This window comes from Streptomyces cinnabarinus (assembly GCF_027270315.1).
GTDB lineage: Bacteria > Actinomycetota > Actinomycetes > Streptomycetales > Streptomycetaceae > Streptomyces > Streptomyces cinnabarinus.
On record NZ_CP114413.1, the window covers coordinates 4501224 to 4513999 of the forward strand.

13 protein-coding genes are annotated in these 12776 nt (G+C 72.0%); 11 read left to right on the forward strand and 2 right to left on the reverse strand.

The annotated features are described in order from the left end of the window. Window positions 1–81 precede the first annotated feature (81 nt). From STRCI_RS20330 to STRCI_RS20355, 6 genes are all read left to right on the forward strand, one after another. Window positions 82–321, forward strand: a complete 240-nt coding sequence (locus STRCI_RS20330) for an acyl carrier protein (RefSeq protein ID WP_015659336.1) — start codon at window positions 82–84, stop codon at window positions 319–321. Then, window positions 318–1283 carry an NADP-dependent oxidoreductase gene (locus STRCI_RS20335; RefSeq protein ID WP_269660374.1) on the forward strand — a complete coding sequence of 322 codons (966 nt, stop codon included), beginning with the start codon at window positions 318–320 and terminating at the stop codon, window positions 1281–1283. The genes STRCI_RS20330 and STRCI_RS20335 overlap by 4 nt, the downstream gene beginning before the upstream one ends. Before the next feature lie 86 nt (window positions 1284–1369). Further along, window positions 1370–2629 (forward strand): MFS transporter, encoded by a 1260-nt coding sequence (locus STRCI_RS20340; protein WP_269660375.1) that lies wholly within the window; start codon window positions 1370–1372, stop codon window positions 2627–2629. A gap of 48 nt (window positions 2630–2677) precedes the next feature. Further along, window positions 2678–4249: an MFS transporter gene (locus STRCI_RS20345; RefSeq protein ID WP_269660376.1), complete on the forward strand. Its 1572-nt coding sequence runs from the start codon at window positions 2678–2680 to the stop codon at window positions 4247–4249. Further along, window positions 4246–5760 (forward strand): FAD-dependent monooxygenase, encoded by a 1515-nt coding sequence (locus tag STRCI_RS20350; RefSeq protein ID WP_269660377.1) that lies wholly within the window; start codon window positions 4246–4248, stop codon window positions 5758–5760. The genes STRCI_RS20345 and STRCI_RS20350 overlap by 4 nt, the downstream gene beginning before the upstream one ends. Further along, a complete protein-coding gene (locus tag STRCI_RS20355; protein ID WP_269660378.1) occupies window positions 5757–6170 on the forward strand; it encodes a nuclear transport factor 2 family protein in 414 nt (137 codons plus the stop codon). The genes STRCI_RS20350 and STRCI_RS20355 overlap by 4 nt, the downstream gene beginning before the upstream one ends. Here the strand turns inward: STRCI_RS20355 and STRCI_RS20360 are convergent. Then, a complete protein-coding gene (locus STRCI_RS20360) occupies window positions 6137–7057 on the reverse strand; it encodes a helix-turn-helix transcriptional regulator (protein WP_269660379.1) in 921 nt (306 codons plus the stop codon). The two genes, STRCI_RS20355 and STRCI_RS20360, sit on opposite strands and share 34 nt — an antisense overlap. 275 nt (window positions 7058–7332) lie before the next feature. Further along, a complete protein-coding gene (locus STRCI_RS20365) occupies window positions 7333–7785 on the reverse strand; it encodes an ATP-binding protein (protein ID WP_269660380.1) in 453 nt (150 codons plus the stop codon). 223 nt (window positions 7786–8008) lie between these two features. Here STRCI_RS20365 and STRCI_RS20370 point away from each other — a divergent pair, with 223 nt between their 5' ends. The 5 genes from STRCI_RS20370 (at window position 8009) to STRCI_RS20390 (ending at window position 12771) form a co-directional block, all read left to right on the forward strand. Further along, complete coding sequence (locus STRCI_RS20370) at window positions 8009–8806, forward strand: hypothetical protein (RefSeq protein WP_269660381.1); 798 nt, start codon at window positions 8009–8011, stop codon at window positions 8804–8806. Between the two features lie 139 nt (window positions 8807–8945). After that, window positions 8946–9686: a YcnI family copper-binding membrane protein gene (locus STRCI_RS20375; RefSeq protein WP_269660382.1), complete on the forward strand. Its 741-nt coding sequence runs from the start codon at window positions 8946–8948 to the stop codon at window positions 9684–9686. A 78-nt stretch (window positions 9687–9764) separates the two neighbouring features. Then, window positions 9765–10415 carry an SCO family protein gene (locus tag STRCI_RS20380; protein WP_269660383.1) on the forward strand — a complete coding sequence of 217 codons (651 nt, stop codon included), beginning with the start codon at window positions 9765–9767 and terminating at the stop codon, window positions 10413–10415. After that, window positions 10412–10861: a copper chaperone PCu(A)C gene (locus tag STRCI_RS20385; RefSeq protein WP_418953362.1), complete on the forward strand. Its 450-nt coding sequence runs from the start codon at window positions 10412–10414 to the stop codon at window positions 10859–10861. Before STRCI_RS20380 ends, STRCI_RS20385 begins: the two co-directional genes overlap by 4 nt. Window positions 10862–10875: 14 nt before the next feature. Continuing rightward, window positions 10876–12771, forward strand: coding sequence for a copper resistance CopC/CopD family protein (locus STRCI_RS20390; protein ID WP_269660384.1), 1896 nt, complete (start codon window positions 10876–10878; stop codon window positions 12769–12771). Window positions 12772–12776 lie beyond the last annotated feature (5 nt).

The window sequence follows — 12776 nt, forward strand, 5'->3', positions numbered from 1 at the left end:
GGCGACGCCCGCACACCGTTCACCCCCGCCTCAACCGATCCACGCACGCCCCGGAGCACGGCTCCGAGGAGGGAGTACGAGATGCCTGTCACGGCTTATCCCGGACTGGTCGCGTTCATCGCCGACAAGGCCGAGATCCCCATCGAGGAGGTCGACCCGGAGCGCACTCTGGAGGACCTCTCGCTGGACTCGCTCACACTGATCGAGATCGCCCTGTACATCCAGCGCGCGTACGGCATCGAAGTGCCGGAGGGCGATCTCGTCCTCGGCCAGAAGCTGTCCGAGTGGGCCGCCTACCTCGACGAGCGGAGCGGCCGATGACCTCCGCGCCGATGAAGGCCGTGCCGATGAAGGCCGCCGTCACCACCGGGGTCGGCGCCCCGGACGTGCTGCGCCTGACCGAGGTCGAGCGCCCGCAGCCGCTGCCCACCGAGGTGCTGGTGCGGGTCGGGGCGGCGGGGGTGAACCCCGTCGACTGGAAGATCCGCGCCGGGGTGTTCCCGTCCGGTGCCCTGGGCGCCCCGCCGTTCGTGCAGGGCTGGGATGTCGCGGGGGTCGTGGAGTCCGGGCCCCGGGTGACCCGGTTCGAGCCCGGCGACGAGGTGTTCGGCCTCATCGGCTTCCCCCGGCCGGGCGGGGCGTACGCCGAGTATGTGACCGCGCCCGCACGGCAGTTCGCCCGCAAGCCGGCGGGGCTGAGCTTCGAGGAGGCGGCCGCGCTGCCGCTGGCGGGGCTCACCGCCTGGCAGACGCTGGTGGAGACCGCGCGGATCGGCCTCGGCGACAAGGTGCTGGTCACCGCGGCGGCGGGCGGCGTCGGTCATCTGGCCGCCCAGATCGCCCGGTCCCACGGCGCCGAGGTGACCGGCACGGCCCGCGCGGAGAAGCACGACTTCCTGCGCGAGGTCGGCGTGGACCACCCGGTCGACTACAGGACGGGCCCGGTGCACCACACGGTCACCGGACAGGACGTCGTCCTCGATCTGCTCGGCGGGGAGCACAGCTTCGAACTGCTGCGCACCCTGCGCCCGGGCGGTCTGCTGATCACCGTGATCGGACACGTCAGCCCCGAACTGACCACCCTCGCCGCGGCCTTGGGCGTCCGGGTGACCGGCTTCCTGGTCGAGCCCGACCACGCCGGACTCGAAGCGCTCGCCACGCTGGTCGAGGCGGGACGGCTGAAGGTGCGCGTGGACCAGGTGTTCAAGCTCGCCGAGGCCGCGAAGGCGCACGAGTACGGCGAGTCCGACCGCACCACCGGAAAGATCGTGCTGGTTCCATGACGTCGCCCATCGCCGCGATCCGCTCGGCCGGAGGCCGTATCGCCAGGCTCCGTCCGGCAGTTCAGGTCCGCCGGAAGGAACGGCACATGGCAGCCGTGTCGAGCGGCGGCGATGGGGCCGCCCCGGCCGAGGCAGGGCCCGCCGGCCCGGGGGCGCTGCGCCCGGCCGGCGGTCTGCCGGACCGGCTGGTCACGGTGTTCGCCGTGGCCGCCGGTCTGGCGGTGGCCAACATCTACTACGCACATCCGCTGCTCACCTCGATCGCCTCGGCGTTCGGCGTCGGCAGCACCGCCGCGTCCCTGGTGGTCACGGCGTCCACCGCCGGGTACACCGTGGGCCTCGCCCTGCTGGTGCCGCTCGGCGACACGGTGAACCGGCGCCGGCTGCTGGTGGCCATGCTGCTGGTGACCGCGCTGGGGCAGGCCGCCTCGGCCGCCGCGCCCTCGGTCGCCGCGCTGGTCGTGCTGTCCGGTCTGATGGCGGTGTCGGCGGTGGGCGCCCCGCTGCTGGTGGCGCTCGCCGCCGCGCTCGCGAGGCCCGAGCAGCGCGGCCGGGTCACCGGCCGGATGCTCAGCGGGGTCCTCCTCGGCGTCCTGCTCGCGCGCACCGGCGCGGGCCTGCTGGCCGAGTGGACCGGCACCTGGCGCTCGGTGTTCGCGGTCGCCGCGGTGGGGATGCTGGTGCTCGCGGCGCTGCTGTGGCGGCTGCTGCCCGACCTCGAACCGGCCGAGCGGCTCGGCTACTTCACCCTGCTGCGCTCGGTGGCCTCGGTGGTCGGCCAGGAGCCGCTGCTCAGGCTGCGCTGCCTGTACGGCTTCCTCACCTTCGCCTCCTTCAGCGTCTTCTGGACCTCGGCGGCGTTCCTGCTGGCCGAGCCGCCGTACGCCTACGGCGAGGCCCTGATCGGCGCGTTCGGGCTGCTGGGGGCGGCCGGGGCGCTGGCCGCGCGGGCCATGGGGCCACTGGTGGACCGGGGCCGGGACCGGCTCGCCTCGACCCTGCTGTACGTCGCGAACCTGGCCGCCTGGGGGCTGCTCGCCCTGGACGGCGGGCGGCTGCTGGTGTGCCTGGTGCTCGGGGTGCTGCTGCTCGACTTCGGGGTGCAGGGCGCCCAGGTGACCAACCTCGGCGTCCTGTACCGGCTGCGCCCCGAGGCCCGCAGCCGGATCACGATGGCGTACATGACCGCCTATTTCCTGGGCGGCGCGGCGGGTTCGGCCCTCTCGGGCGTGGTGCACTCCGCCGCCGGATGGGCCGGAGTGTGCGCGGCCGGGGGCGGCCTGGCCGCGCTCGTGCTGCTGCTGTGGGGCGTCGAGCAGGCGCGAGCGCGCACCCCACGGCCGTAGCGCTTCGGCTTCTGCGAGTCCCTCCACACCTCTACATCTGGAGTTCTTGTGTCCACTCCGTCGACGGGTGCCCTGCGCTCCCGTCCCGTCCTCACCCTCATCGCGGTCTGTGTCTCCTGCGGGCTGCTGCCCGCCTCCCTCACCGGAACCTCCGTCGCGCTGCCGGATCTCGGCAGCGATCTGAACGCCTCGCTGGTGACCGTGCAGTGGGTCGTCAACGCCTACAACCTCACCTTCGCCAGCGTGATGCTGGTCGCCGGATCGCTCGCCGATCTGGTCGGCCGCCGCCGGATGTTCACGCTCGGCCTGATCGTCTTCGTGCTGTGCACGGCCGGCTGCGCCCTCGTCTCCGAGGTCGTGCTGATCGACGTGCTGCGCGGCGCGGCCGGCGTCGGCGCGGCGATGGTGCTCACCGCGGCGACCGCGCTGCTCGCCCAGGCCTACGAAGGCACCGCCCGGGCACGGGCGTTCGGCTTCCTCGGTTCCTCCTTCGGGCTCGGGCTCGCCCTCGGTCCCTCCCTGTCCGGGCTGCTGGTCGGGGCCTGGGGCTGGCGCTCGGTGTTCGTGGCCCACGCCGCCGTCGCCGCGGCCGTCCTGCTGCTGCGCCCGGCGCTGGCCGAGTCCCGCGACCCGGAGGCCTCCGGCGTGGACTACGCCGGCGCGACCACCTTCAGCGGCGCCCTGTTCGCCTTCACCCTCGCCCTGGTGGAGGGCCCGCAGCTCGGCTGGGCACACCCGGTCGTGCTGGCGCTCGCGGTGCTGTCCGTCGTGCTGATGACGGCGTTCGTGCGGATCGAGAAGCGGCGGGCGCGGCCGATGCTGGAGCTGTCGCTGCTGCGGGAGCCGAAGTTCGCCGCGGTCAGCCTGATGCCGGTGCTGCTGGCCTTCGGCTTCGTGTGTCTGCTGGTGTTCCTGCCGTCCTTCTTCATCGGGGTCAACGGCATGAGCTCGCAGCGCGCCGGTCTGACCATGCTGCTGCTGAGCGGCCCGGTGCTGGCGCTGCCCGTGATCAGCGGCGTGCTCGCCCGCAAGGTCTCCACCTCGGTGCTGCTCGGGGTGAGCCTGCTGCTGGTGGCGGGCGGCGCGGCCTGGCTCACCGTCCTCGACCAGGACTCCACGACCGCCGCGCTCGCCGGTCCGCTGCTGGTCATCGGCACCGGCGTCGGCATCTCCTTCGGTCTGCTCGACGGCGCCGCGATCGGCGCCGTGGACGCGAGCCGGGCGGGCATGGCGGCCGGACTGTTCAACACCATGCGGCTGACCGGCGAGGCCGTCGCCATCGCCGGGATGGGCTCGGTACTGGTCAGCATCGTCCAGGGCAACCTCAAGAACCCCGAGGGCTGGGAGGGCGGCGTCGGCGACCTCGCCAACCGGGTCGTGCAGGGCGAGATCAGCGCGGCCGCCGACGAGGTGCCCGCCGCCCAGCAGGCCGACTTCATCGCCTACGTCTCGGACGCCTACACCTCCGCCCTGCACACCGTGCTGTGGCTGCTCGCCGCGGTGTGCGCGCTGGGCGCCCCGCTGATCATGCGGATGCTGCGCCCCGCCCCGGCCGGGAAGCCCACGCCCGCCGCCGAACACGACACCCGGGAACCGATCACGATGGGAGAGACCTCATGAGCACACCCGATGAAAGGCCGGTGCTGGTCGTCGGCGCGGGCCCGGTCGGTCTGACCGCCGCGGCCGAACTGGCCCGCCGGGGCACCCCGGTACGCCTGGTGGACAAGACCGACGCGCCCAGCCCGCTGACCAAGGCGCTGATGGTGTGGCCCCGCACCCTGGAGGTGTTCCGCGGCCTCGGCGCCACCACCTACATCGACAAGCACGGTCTGCCCGTGCACTCCTTCCGCTACAACTCCGGCACCGACCCGATCTGCGACATCGTCTTCGGCGACCGCACCCGCCCGATGGTGATCGTCCAGCCGGACGTCGAGGAGCTGCTGCGCGAGGCGTTCACCGACTTCGGCGGGAAGATCGAGTGGCGCACCGAGCTGACCCGGCTGAGCCAGGACCCGGACGGCGTGCTGGCGACCCTGCGCGCCCCGGACGGCACCGAGTCCACCGAGGAGTTCGCCTACGTCATCGGCGGCGACGGCGCGGGCAGCACCGTCCGCAAGTCGCTGGGCGTGGAGTTCAAGGGCGCCACCTATCCCAACGTGTTCATCCTCGCCGACACCGCGATCGACGGGGACCTCCAGCGGGACGCCGTGCACTACTACTGCACCGAGAACGGGATCATGGTCCTGGTCCCGCTCTACAACGGCCGCTTCCGCGTGTTCACGGCCGGCCCGCCCGGCATGCGCCCCGAGGACCTCACCGAGGAGGTCCTCCAGGACTTCGTCGACAAGCGGGGGCCCGGCGGCCTGAAGCTGTACGACGTCTCCTGGCAGACCACGTTCAGCATCCACGCCCGGCACGCCGAGCGGTTCCGCGCCGGACGGGTCTTCCTCGCAGGCGACGCGGCGCACATCCACAGCCCCGCGGGCGGCCAGGGCCTGAACACCGGGGTGACCGACGCCCACAACCTCGCCTGGAAGCTGGCCCTGGTGCACCGCGGCGCGGCCGCGCCGGGGCTGCTGGACAGCTACGGCGTGGAGCGCGCCGCGGTCGCCCAGGGTGTGGTGAAGCAGGCCGAGGTGCAGACGAAGGCGTGGATGCTCGCCAAGCGCTGGCAGATCGTGCTGCGCGACGTCTCCGCCCGGTTCGCCGAGCGCTCCGGCGTCTTCGATCGGTTCTACTCGCCGTGGCTGGCGGGTCTGACCAACCACTACCCGGCAGGACCCGCCGTCGACGAGGACCGGTCCGGACGGCTGCGCCGCCCGAGCCACCGCAACGGCCATCTCCTCGTCGACGACGCCCTGCGCGAGTCCCTGCCGGTCGACCGCTACACGCTGCTCGTCACCCTCCCGCCCACCGGCAGCCGCCCGCCCCGGCTGACCGAGCTGACCGGGACGTACGGCGATCTGCTGACGGTGCGCTCGGCGCCGGGGCGGCGCTTCTCCGCCGTCCTGGTCCGCCCCGACCACTATGTCGCCGCCCAGGACACCACCCCGGAACTGACCCGGATCCACGGCCATCTGGCCACGCTGGCCCCGGCCGGCAGCCTCACCAAGGAAGGACACAGCGCATGACGCAGCATTCGGTCCGCTCCACCGCGGACACCGTCCAGGAGTTCTTCAACCGTTTCGGGGTGGGCGATCTGCCCGGGCTGCCGGAGCTGTTCGCCGAGCGGGCGGAGCTGGTGGTGGCGGGCGCCCCCGTCGTCCCGTGGACGGGGCACCTGGTCGGCCGTCATGAGGTGGAGGGGTACTTCCAGCGGTTCGTGGCCGCGGTGGACACCCAGCGCTTCGACGTCGAGCGCATCGCCGTGGACGGGGAGGACGCCTTCGTCCTCGGGGAGTTCAGCCACAAGGTGATCTCGACCGGCAAGTCGTTCTCGGGCCCCTTCGCGATCCGGATCACGGTCCGCGACGGCCTCATCCAGCGGTATCAGACCTTCGAGGACTCCTACGCGGCCGCGACGGCGTTCGACGGCAGCTGATCGTCGTCGTCCCCCGCGCCGTCCTCGCCCGGCCGGTCCGGATCGTCCGGACCGGCCGCGGCGAAGAAGGCGTCCAGCTTGTCGCGGGTCTCCTGCACCGTCGGCATGTGCAGGACCAGCTGGACCTCGTGGTCGGCGGCGAGTTCCCATTCGTGCACGTCGAAGCTGAGCACTCCGACGCTGTCATGGCTGATCTCCTTGGTCCGGCTGGTGGCCGGTTCCAGCACTTCGTGGCCGCCCCACAGTTCGGCGAACTCCGGGCTCCGGTCGCTGAGCTCGTCGAGGACGCGCTCGACCTCCGGGCGGCCGAAGCAGTCGGCCACGTCCGCGCGAAAGCGGGCGACCGTGCTGCGGGCGAGGGCGTCCGGGTGGGCGTAACGGCGGCGGCAGGTGGGGTCGGTGAAGAACTCCACCAGGATGTTCCCGCCGGGTCCCCCGAAGCCCAGGAACTCGGGGACGGCCGAGTTGGCGGCCAGGATGTTCCAGCTGCGGTCCCGGACCAGCGCCGGGTTGGGGAACCAGTGGTTCACGATCTCGGCCAGCCGCTCGGGGTCGGCGGGACCGCTGTCCGCCCGCTGGTCGACGTCCGGTGTCTTCAGCCCGGCGAGCCGGTAGAGGTAGATCTCCTCGGCGGGGTTGAGGCGCAGCGCTCCGCTGATCGCGCCGAGGACCGATTCGGAGACGTTGATGTCCCGGCCCTGTTCCAGCCAGGTGTACCAGGACGTGCCGACGCCGGCGAGGACGGCGACTTCCTCCCTGCGCAGTCCGGGTGTACGTCGGCGACCCGAGGCACTGAGCCCGACTTCCGCCGGGGACAGCCGCATTCGCCGGGTCCGTAGAAAGTGAGACAACTCTTCAAGTTGACGCTTTCGGCGACCTATCGTCATGAATCATGAGGCTGTACGAAGGGCAATAACCAGTCAAGCAAAAGCTTCGTCAAGGGTGGCCGGAAATCACCAGCCCAGCGTCACCGAACCACAGAAGGGCAGGTCTTGAGCCGTCCTCGACGGATCTTCGAGTGCTCCGAGTGACTAAATCCAGCCCTTGATAAAGGCGGATTTCGGACTTCCACTTCAGGCCATCGGCGCTTTCTGATTCGCGGTTCACATACCGTACTGCCGCTTTCCCGAAAGGGTGACGCAAAACACCAGGACGGCTCTCCCTAGACGGCCATCAAAGGCGCCGCGTCCTTCCGCCACTTCAGGATCTTGTCGAAGCTCACCACCGCGCCGCCCAGCCCCGGCTCGGTGCCGATGTGGACGTGGTCCGCGAGCTCCTGGATCAGATGGAGCCCCCGGCCGTCCTCGGCCTCCATGGACATCGGGCGGGTGCCGCGGCTCGCGCCACCGAAGCCGGGACCGGAGTCGGCGACCTCGATCCGGCAGGTCTCACCGTCCAGATAGGCCGTGACCCGGTAGGCCTGCGAACCGCCGTCGAGCGCGGTGCCCCCGCCGTGCTCCACGGCATTCGCGCACGCCTCGCTGAGCGCGACGGAAAGGTCGTACGACACGTCCGGGTCCACGCCGGCGCTCTCCATGGTGCCGAGCAGAAGCCGCCGGGCGAGCGGAACGCTCGCAGCCTCACGCCGCAAATGGAGTGACCACCAGATGCTCATGCTCCAGCCTCCCGGCCACGGCTCGACATACCGTTACGTATTGCCGCCCACGCCCGGGTGTAAGCACATCGTTGACGTGATACCGCCCATATGGGCGATGCGCGCGAAGTCGTCAACGGTGTATGAGGGACTGGTTCACCCCAGAGGGGGATCTTCCACTCGTAGGTCACCTTGCGGACCTGCCGTATGGGGGCCGTAAGGCCGGTGCGATGATGGGGCCGCCATGAGTGCCCCCCACCAGCGCACGGCGCGCCCCGGACGTGACGTCCGGATCCTGCGGGCCGCGGTGTTCGCCGCGGTCTGCGTCGTGCTGGCCGCGGGCGGACACGCACTCGGCTCCTGCGTCTCGATCCCGCTGTGGACCCTGGGCGCCGGATTCCTCGCGGTGCTCGCGGTCGCCGTACCGCTCGCCGGCCGTGAGCGCTCGATGCCCGGCATCGCGGCGCTGCTCGCGCTCGGACAGACCGTCCTGCACACGCTGTTCGGGCTCGGCCAGCACGGGGCGGACGCCACCTCGGCCGCCACCGCCTCGGACGCCGCGCTCGTCGCGCAGGCCGCGCGGCTGGTCTGCGGCACCACGGCGGCGGCCATCAGCCCCGCCCAGGCGCACAGGATCCTCACCGAGGCCCGGCTCCGGCCGGCCTCCGCCGAGCCGCACCACCCGGCCGAGGCCGTCACCGACTCCGCGTCGCTGCTGCCGTCCCTGCCGATGCTGCTCGGCCATCTGCTCGCGGCCCTGGCCGCCGGCTGGCTGCTGCGCCGCGGCGACCTGGCCCTGCGCCGGCTGATCGACCTCTCGGCCCACTCCCTCGCCGAGGGCGCGGCCGTACGGTCCCTGCGCGCGGCCCTCGCCCTGGTCCGCACCCTGCGGGCCGGGCTCCCGGACCTGCCCGGCACCGGCCCGCGCCTGCCGCGCACCGCCCCGCTCGCCACCCCCGAGCCGCGCACCGCCGCGCTCCAGCACACGGTGATCCGGCGCGGGCCGCCCGCCGCCGTCCCCGCACTCGTGCTCGCCGCCTGACGCGACGCGTCCACCGCTGGGAGATCCGTTCGGATTCCGGTAGGGGCCGCCGTCGTGCGGCCCGCGCATGCCACGTCGCACCGCATGCGCCCCTCTACACCACCGGAACAACCGAATCCCACCCGTGGAGTGCTCCCGTATGAAGATCTCTTCCCGTATCGCCGCCGTCGGTGCCCTCGCCGGTACCGCCGTGCTCGCCCTGTCCGCCCCTGCCCTCGCGCATGTCACCGTGCAGCCCGAGGGCGAGGCCGCCAAGGGCGGTTACGCCGTCGTCGACTTCCGGGTCCCGAACGAGAGCGACACGGCGAGCACCGTGAAGCTGGAGGTCAGCTTCCCGGCCGACCACCCGCTCGCCTCCGCCCGGCCCGAGCCCATCGCCGGTTGGACCGCGAAGATCACCAAGGCCGAGCTGGACGAGCCGATCGAGCTGCACGGCCAGAAGATCGACGAGGCCGTCAGCAAGATCACCTGGACCGCCACCGGCAAGGGCATCGAGCCCGGCTTCTTCCAGAAGTTCGCGGTCTCCATGGGCGCCCTGCCCGAGGACACCGACGAGCTGGTCTTCAAGGCCGTCCAGACGTACGACGACGACGAGGTCGCGCGCTGGATCGAGGTCCCGCAGGAGGGCGAGGAGGAGCCGGAGAAGCCCGCTCCGGTGCTGACCCTGTCCGCCGCCTCCGAGGACGGCCACCACGGCTCGGGGGCGAGCGAGGAGCCCTCCGACGACGCCTCCCCGGCGGCCGCGACCACCACCGCCGACGAGTCCGGCTCCGACGGCACCGACACCACCGCCCGCGTCCTGGGCGTGGTGGGCATCGTCGTCGGCGCCCTCGGCGTGGCCTACGGCGTGCTCGCCGGCCGTCGGCGTACCAACGCCTGAGTCCATCCCCTCGGCGCGCGCCCCAGTCGTAGTGCTGGGGCGCGTGTCCGGGCCCTTCACCTCCGGGAAATTCCTGCCATGCGCACCAAGAAGTTCGCGGCGGCCGCCCTGCTCGCCGCCGCCGCCCTGACCCTGTCCGCCTGCGGCAGCGGTGACGACGACGCCGCGCCCGTCACCGTGGTCTCCGAGGAGCCCGGCTCCGACCAGGCCGCGACCGTCCTCGACAAGCCGTTCGAGAAGCCGGACCTGGTCCTCACCGACACCGACGGCAAGTCCTACGACTTCCGCGAGGAGACCGCGGGCAAGCCGACGCTGATCTACTTCGGCTACACCAACTGCCCCGACATCTGCCCGCTGACGATGAACAACATCGCCGTCGCCAAGAAGCAGCTGCCCAGGGCCGAACAGGACGAGCTGCGCGTCGTGTTCGTCACCACCGACCCCGAGCGCGACACCGCCCCGGAACTCGGCAAGTGGCTCAAGGGCATCGACCCCCAGGTCGTCGGTCTGACCGGCGACTTCGCCACCATCCAGGCCGGCGCCCGCACTCTCGGCATCAGCATCGAGCCGCCGCACAAGGAGAAGGGCAAGATGGTCTCCACGCACGGCACCCAGGTCATCGCGTTCTCCCCGAAGACCGACGGCGGTTATGTGCTCTACGGCGAGGACGCCACCGTCGAGGACTACACCAAGGACCTCCCCAAGATCATCAAGGGGGAGAACCCGTGAGGCGGCTCGGGATGGCGGCCGCGGTCACAGCCTCCGCTCTTCTGCTGGCCGGCTGCGGTTCCGACGACTCCGGGCCCGAACTCTCCGTCAGCGGCGCCTACATGCCCCAGCCGGTCTCCGACTCCATGGCGGCGGGCTTCCTGACCCTCGCCAACGACGGCGGCACCCAGGACGAACTGACCTCCGTCACCAGCGACATCGCGGGCGCCGTCACCCTGCACGAGACGGTCGACTCCGCGATGCGGGAGGTCACCGAGCTCCCGGTGCCCGCCGACGGTCAAGTCGTGTTCAAGAGCGGCGGCACCCACCTGATGTTCGAGAAGCTGAAGCGGAAGCCGAAGGAGGGCGACACGGTGTCCGTGGTCCTGCACTTCGCCGACTCCGACCCCGTCACGGTCGACATGCCGGTGAAGCCGGCCACGTACACCCCCATGACCGGACACTGAGGGAGGAACCCTTGTTGACCGCGACCATCGCTCCCCGCGTCCGGACCCTGGTGCTGCTGCTCCTGGCCACCGCCGGACTGCTCCTCGCCGGTGCCGGGCCGGTCTCCGCGCATGCCGCGCTGACCGGCAGCGACCCCCAGCAGGGGGCGGTGGTCGACCAGGCCCCGGACCGGATCTCGCTCACCTTCTCCGAGGAGATCGCGCTCTCCGACGACTCGCTGCGCGTCCTCGCCCCCGACGGCGAGCGCGTCGACACCGGCAAGCCCTCGGGCGTCAGCGGCACGACCTACGCGGTGAACCTGAAGAGCGGTCTGACGGACGGCACCTACACCGTCTCCTACCAGGTCGTCTCGGCCGACAGCCACCCCGTCGCCGGCGCCTACACCTTCTCCGTCGGCGCCCCCTCGGCGACCACCGTCTCCGTCTCGGACCAGACGGCGGGCGGCGGGGCCGTCGGCGTGCTCTACGGCCTGGGCCGCTATGTGTCCTACGCGGGCTTCGTCGTCCTGGTCGGCGGCGCCGCCTTCGTGCTCGCCTGCTGGCAGCGCGGGGCGGGCGTGCGGGCGGTGCAGCGGGTGGTGGTCGCCGGCTGGCTGGCGCTCACCTCGGCCACCCTCGCGCTGCTCCTCATGCGCGGCTCCTACACCTCCTCCGGCCGCATCAGCGACTTCTTCGACGTGACCCTGCTCGGCGACGTCCTGCAGACCAAGACCGGCGCGGCCCTGGTCTCCCGGCTCCTGCTGCTCGCCGCCGCGGCCCTGTTCATCGCGGTGCTGTTCGGCGCCTACGACAAGCGGGAGGACGAGGAGAAGCGGGACCTGACCTTCGGGCTCGCCATCGGCGGCACGGTCGTGGCGGCCGGGCTCGCGGCGAGCTGGGCGATGTCCGAGCACGCCTCCAGCGGCCTCCAGCCGGGGATCGCGATGCCGGTCGACGTCGTCCACCTGCTCGCCGTCGCCACCTGGCTCGGCGGCCTCACCGCCCTGCTCACCGCCCTGTACCGCTCGCCCGAGACGCCCCTGGACGGCACGGCCGTACGACGGTTCTCGGCGCTCGCGTTCGGCAGTGTGGTCGCCCTCGTCGTCACCGGCGTCTACCAGTCGTGGCGTCAGCTCGGCTCCTGGTCGGCGTTCACCGAGACCCGCTACGGACAGCTGCTGATGGTCAAGATCGGCCTGGTGGCGCTGCTCGTCGGGGTCGCGTGGATCTCCCGGCGGTGGACGGCCCGGCTGGCGGAGACGGTGGCCGCGGCGCCGCGGAAGCAGAAGGTCGCGGCAAGCGGGGCCGGGGACACCGGAGACGCCGAGGGAGCGAGCGGGTCCGCTGATCCCGAGCGGGCCGCTCAACTCGCCCGCCAGCGGGCCGCCATCGACACCGCCCGGCAGAAGCGGCAGCGGGACGCCGACCCGAACCGGTTCGGGCTGCGCCGATCCGTGCTCGCCGAGGCGGGCGTCGCCATCGTGCTGCTGGCGGTCACCACCGCGCTGACCTCCACCGAACCCGGCCGCACCGAGCAGGACGCCGCCAAGGCCACCGCCGCCTCGTCGTCCTCGTCCACCGGATCCTCCGGGGCGCTGACCCTGGACATGGCCTTCGACACCGGCGGCGAGGACGGCAAGGGCGTCGTACGGCTCGAACTCGACCCCGCGCGGGTCGGCGACAACGAGATGCACGTCTACGCCACCCGCCCCAACGGACGGGCCTTCGACGTCCCCGAGGTGAAGGTCGCCTTCACTCTCGAAGCCCAGGACATCGGGCCGCTGCCCGTCGTCCCGGACCACATCACCACCGGACACTGGTCGGCGAACGGCGTCCAGCTCCCGATGGCCGGCGACTGGAAGATCGCCGTGACCGTCCGGACCTCCGACATCGACCAGACGACCGTCTCCAAGAACGCGCAGATCGGCTGAACGAC

What these genes read in the sequence shown, in the direction of transcription:
- STRCI_RS20375 (WP_269660382.1), top strand. Translation starts at nt 8,946, where the DNA reads ATGAAGATCTCTTCCCGTATCGCCGCCGTCGGTGCCCTCGCCGGTACC.
- STRCI_RS20360 (WP_269660379.1), bottom strand. Translation starts at nt 7,057, where the DNA reads ATGACGATAGGTCGCCGAAAGCGTCAACTTGAAGAGTTGTCTCACTTT.
- STRCI_RS20335 (WP_269660374.1), top strand. Translation starts at nt 318, where the DNA reads ATGACCTCCGCGCCGATGAAGGCCGTGCCGATGAAGGCCGCCGTCACC.
- STRCI_RS20330 (WP_015659336.1), top strand. Translation starts at nt 82, where the DNA reads ATGCCTGTCACGGCTTATCCCGGACTGGTCGCGTTCATCGCCGACAAG.
- STRCI_RS20365 (WP_269660380.1), bottom strand. Translation starts at nt 7,785, where the DNA reads ATGAGCATCTGGTGGTCACTCCATTTGCGGCGTGAGGCTGCGAGCGTT.
- STRCI_RS20350 (WP_269660377.1), top strand. Translation starts at nt 4,246, where the DNA reads ATGAGCACACCCGATGAAAGGCCGGTGCTGGTCGTCGGCGCGGGCCCG.
- STRCI_RS20355 (WP_269660378.1), top strand. Translation starts at nt 5,757, where the DNA reads ATGACGCAGCATTCGGTCCGCTCCACCGCGGACACCGTCCAGGAGTTC.
- STRCI_RS20380 (WP_269660383.1), top strand. Translation starts at nt 9,765, where the DNA reads ATGCGCACCAAGAAGTTCGCGGCGGCCGCCCTGCTCGCCGCCGCCGCC.
- STRCI_RS20370 (WP_269660381.1), top strand. Translation starts at nt 8,009, where the DNA reads ATGAGTGCCCCCCACCAGCGCACGGCGCGCCCCGGACGTGACGTCCGG.
- STRCI_RS20340 (WP_269660375.1), top strand. Translation starts at nt 1,370, where the DNA reads ATGGCAGCCGTGTCGAGCGGCGGCGATGGGGCCGCCCCGGCCGAGGCA.